This is a genomic window from Lutibacter sp. (genome assembly GCF_041596795.1).
Taxonomy (GTDB): domain Bacteria; phylum Bacteroidota; class Bacteroidia; order Flavobacteriales; family Flavobacteriaceae; genus Lutibacter.
Map to the genome: position 1 here is coordinate 1 of NZ_JBFHHX010000204.1, position 4,228 is coordinate 4,228.

Sequence of the window (4,228 nt, forward strand, 5' to 3'; positions counted from 1 at the left end):
TAGGATGAAATCCATCCACATCTTTATCTGGATTTACAGCCATTAACACTTTTTGTTCATCAATATGTTTAGGTAAAGGTAATTGCACTATAAAACCATCAATAGCATTATTAGTATTTAACTTTTCAATTTCCTGTAACAGTTTTTCTTCAGTTGTATCTTCCGGTAAATCAATTAAAGTTGAATTAAAACCAACCAATTCACAAGCTTTTACTTTTGCATTTACATACGTCATACTAGCACCATCAGTACCAACTAAAATTGCTGCTAAATGTGGAGTTTTTTTACCAAGTTTTTTAAGTTCCTTAACTTTTTCAGCAATTTCTACTTTTAAATCTGCCGATGTTTTTTTTCCGTCGAGTAAAATCATTTTTTGAGTTTATTTTATAAAAAAAGGCAAACAAAACTGTTTACCTTATTAGTATTATCTTCCCATTCCTTTCATCATCTGCATCATTTGCCTTCCGCCGCCACCTTGCATCATTTTCATCATTTTACTCATTTGAGTAAATTGCTTTAACAGTTGGTTTACGTCTTGAATGGTGGTTCCAGATCCTTTTGCAATACGTTTTTTTCTACTTGCATCAATAGTTCTTGGTTCAGCTCTTTCACTAGGAGTCATAGAATGTATAATAGCTTCTATGCCTTTAAATGCATCATCATCAATATCTACATCTTTCATCATTTTTCCGGCACCAGGAATCATTCCCATCAAATCTTTCATGTTACCCATTTTTTTGATTTGTTGAATTTGTTTCAAGAAATCATCAAAACCAAATTGATCTTTTGCAATTTTCTTTTGAATTTTACGAGCTTCTTCTTCATCATATTGTTCTTGTGCGCGTTCTACTAACGAAACAACGTCACCCATTCCCAAAATTCTATCAGCCATACGGTCTGGATGGAAAACATCAATAGCTTCCATTTTTTCACCCGTACCAATAAATTTAATTGGTTTATTTACAACAGATTTTATTGATAATGCTGCTCCACCGCGTGTATCACCATCTAATTTTGTTAGAATTACTCCATCAAAATTTAAAATATCATTAAAAGCTTTTGCTGTATTAACAGCGTCTTGCCCTGTCATAGAATCTACAACAAACAAGGTTTCTTGTGGATTTACGGCTTTATGAATATTAGAAATTTCATTCATCATTTCTTCATCAACAGCTAAACGACCAGCAGTATCTATAATTACAACATTTTTACCAGTTGCTTTAGCATGTTTTATGGCATTTAATGAAATTTCAACCGGATTTTTATTTCCTTCTTCAGCATATACTTCAACACCAACTTGTTCACCAACAACTTTTAACTGATTTATTGCTGCAGGACGATATACATCACAACCAACTAATAAAACTTGTTTAGTTTTTTTAGTTTTTAAGTAATTAGCTAATTTTCCAGAAAAGGTAGTTTTACCAGACCCTTGTAAACCAGACATTAAAATTACTGTTGGTGCACCCGATAAATTTATACCAACGGTTTCACCACCCATTAAGGTAGTTAATTCATCTTTTACCAGTTTTACCATTAATTGGCCTGGGTTTAACGTAGTTAATACATTTTGTCCAATGGCTTTTTCTTTAACAGTATTTGTAAAATTTTTGGCTATTTTAAAGTTAACATCGGCATCTAATAAAGCTCTTCTAACTTCTTTTAGAGTTTCAGCAACATTTACTTCTGTAATTTTTCCGTGACCTTTTAATACATGAAAGGCCTTATCTAACTTATCACTTAAATTATTAAACATAGTTTCTCGCTTCGTTTTTAGAGTTCACAAATATAATAAAAACTGAGTAATTGTTTTATTGAAATGTAAATTGATATATAAATTTAAATTTGGTTTTATGTGCTTATAATTACAAAAACGTTTTAGTGATATTTATTACCCTTTTGTTTAAAAAAACATGTGAAATTTGCTCAGATTTTAAAAAATAAATAAATGTCTAAAATAGTTATAATAGGAGGTTTATCAGCAGGGCCATCAGCTGCAGCAAAAGCTAGAAGAGAAGATGAAAATGCAGAAATAATCCTTTTTGAAAAAGGCGCACATATAAGTTATGCCACTTGCGGAATGCCATATGCGTTTTCAGGTGTTATTGAAGATAGAAATAATTTAATTGTTGTAAAACCAGAATTATTACAAAACAGGTTTAATATTGATGTTAGATTAAACGAGGAAATTGTAAAAATTGATACTCAAAATAAAATTGTTTATTCTTCAAAAGGTGAATATAGTTACGATAAATTAGTTTTTGCAACAGGAGCTAAATCAATTGTTCCTCCAATTAAAAATATTGAAAAAGCAACAAATTGGTCTACTTGTAGAAGTATGGTTGATTTTGATAAAATTACTACTGAAGGTTTAGCAGCTACTTCAAAGCATGTTACAGTTATTGGAGCTGGACTTATTGGGGTTGAAGTTGCTGAAAATTTAAAAGAAGCAGGTAAAAATGTTACTTTAATTGAAGGTGACAGCCAAATTTTAAATATGTGGCAGCAAAAATTTGGAAATTTTGCAGAAACAGTTTTAAAAGAAAAAGGTATAGAAGTTATTACTTCAGGTTTAGTTTCTGAATTTGAATTAGATGAAAACTGGAAAATTTCTACCGTAAAATTAAAAGATGGTAGAACAATAAATACCGATTTTGTAATTTTAAGTGTTGGAATTAAACCAAATACCAATTTATTAATTGAAAACGGTGCAGAACATATTGGAAACGGTGCTTTAAAAGTAAATGAGCATATGGAAACATCTATAAAAGATGTGTATGCAGCTGGAGATAATGTGGCTATTAAAAATTTACAAACTAATGAATTTGATTATTTTCCGTTAGGAACGCATTCCAACAAAGCAGGAAGAGCAGCTGGAGCAAATGCTGTTGGCGGAACTATTAATTTTAAAGGAGCGTATAAAACTGCCATTGTAAAGGTTTTTGATTATACTTTGGCACGCACTGGTTTAAATCCAAGAGCATTAAATAACTTAGAAATACCGTTTAAAACCGTTTTAACTATTGCTGGTTCAACGCCAAGTTATTATCCAGATCAAAAGGATTTAATTACTGAAATATACTATCACGCAGAAACAGAACAAATTTTAGGTGCTGAATTATTTGGTGAAGTAGGTGTAGATAAAAGGGTAGATGTTTTAAGTACAGCAATTTATGCGAAATTAAAAATTACTGATTTAGCGCAATTAGATTTAGCCTATGCACCACCATATTCACCTGCAAAAGATCCTGTGGTAGTTTCTAGTTTTGTAGCTGAAAATATGTTAAATAATAAAAGTATTCAGGTTTCTGTTGAGGAATTAGATGATTTTTTAACTGATGAAAATACAAGCCATTATACCTTAATTGATACTAGAACAGTCGCAGAATTTGAAAAAGGAACTATTCCAAATGCTTTAAATTTTCCTTTAGATGATATTAGAAATAATATAGATACTATTAAAAAATTAAATAAACCAATTATAATATTTTGTCAAAAAGGATTACGTGGGTATTTAGCAGAGATAATATTGAAACAAAATAATATTGACACTATTTTAAACTTAGCTGGTGGATTTAAATTATGGCAAATGTATAGCGATAAAATTGTTATACCAGAGCCGGTTTTGTTGGAAGTGAAATAAAAATATAATTTATTTTTTTTGTAAAAAGGTTGCTTCTATAAATTTATACTTTATAGAACAACCTTTTTTTAGTTTTAATATTTCTTAGAATTATCAAAAATTACTTTTCTCCTTTAACAAATTTTATTGATGTTGTATTAACACAATAACGTTGCCCAGTAGTTTCTTTTGGTCCATCGTTAAAAATATGACCTAAATGTCCACCACACGAAGCGCAAATAATTTCAGTTCTAATCATTCCGTGCGATTTATCCAAAACAAATTCGACAGTTCCTTTTATAGCATCATCAAAAGAAGGCCAACCACAATGTGATTCAAATTTACTATTAGATTTAAATAATTGTAAATTACAAGCAGCACAATGGTAAGTTCCTTTCTCAAAATGAGAGGTTAAGCCACCAGAACTTGCTGGGTCTGTTCCTTTTTCACGCAGTATGTAATATTGTTGCGGTGATAATTCTTTTTTCCACTCGGCTTCAGTTTTAGTAACTTTTTTAACCATTGTTTTGTTAGTTTTTGTTTGAGAATTTGCTTGAAAAGTAAGTAATACCATTAAAAATAATAAGAAATATAATTTTTTCATAA

At 30.1% G+C, this 4,228-nt stretch carries 4 protein-coding genes; 1 reads left to right on the plus strand and 3 read right to left on the minus strand.

Annotated elements, in window-relative coordinates; all coding sequences use genetic code 11:
* On the minus strand, positions 1–370 hold a 370-nt coding region (locus ABY298_RS15140; protein ID WP_372746889.1), incomplete at its 3' end, for a tetrahydrofolate dehydrogenase/cyclohydrolase catalytic domain-containing protein.
* 54 nt (positions 371–424) lie between these two features.
* On the minus strand, positions 425–1,756 hold the full coding sequence (gene ffh / locus ABY298_RS15145; RefSeq protein WP_372746890.1) for a signal recognition particle protein: 1,332 nt from the start codon (positions 1,754–1,756) through the stop codon (positions 425–427).
* Between the two features lie 192 nt (positions 1,757–1,948).
* Between ffh and ABY298_RS15150 the strand changes: the two genes are divergently transcribed.
* Positions 1,949–3,643, plus strand: a complete 1,695-nt coding sequence (locus ABY298_RS15150; protein ID WP_372746891.1) for an FAD-dependent oxidoreductase — start codon at positions 1,949–1,951, stop codon at positions 3,641–3,643.
* Positions 3,644–3,743: 100 nt separating this feature from the next.
* Here ABY298_RS15150 and msrB read toward each other — a convergent pair whose 3' ends face one another.
* Positions 3,744–4,226, minus strand: a complete 483-nt coding sequence (gene msrB, locus ABY298_RS15155; RefSeq protein ID WP_372746892.1) for a peptide-methionine (R)-S-oxide reductase MsrB — start codon at positions 4,224–4,226, stop codon at positions 3,744–3,746.
* Positions 4,227–4,228 lie beyond the last annotated feature (2 nt).

What these genes read in the sequence shown, in the direction of transcription:
- ffh (WP_372746890.1), bottom strand. Translation starts at nt 1,756, where the DNA reads ATGTTTAATAATTTAAGTGATAAGTTAGATAAGGCCTTTCATGTATTA.
- ABY298_RS15150 (WP_372746891.1), top strand. Translation starts at nt 1,949, where the DNA reads ATGTCTAAAATAGTTATAATAGGAGGTTTATCAGCAGGGCCATCAGCT.
- msrB (WP_372746892.1), bottom strand. Translation starts at nt 4,226, where the DNA reads ATGAAAAAATTATATTTCTTATTATTTTTAATGGTATTACTTACTTTT.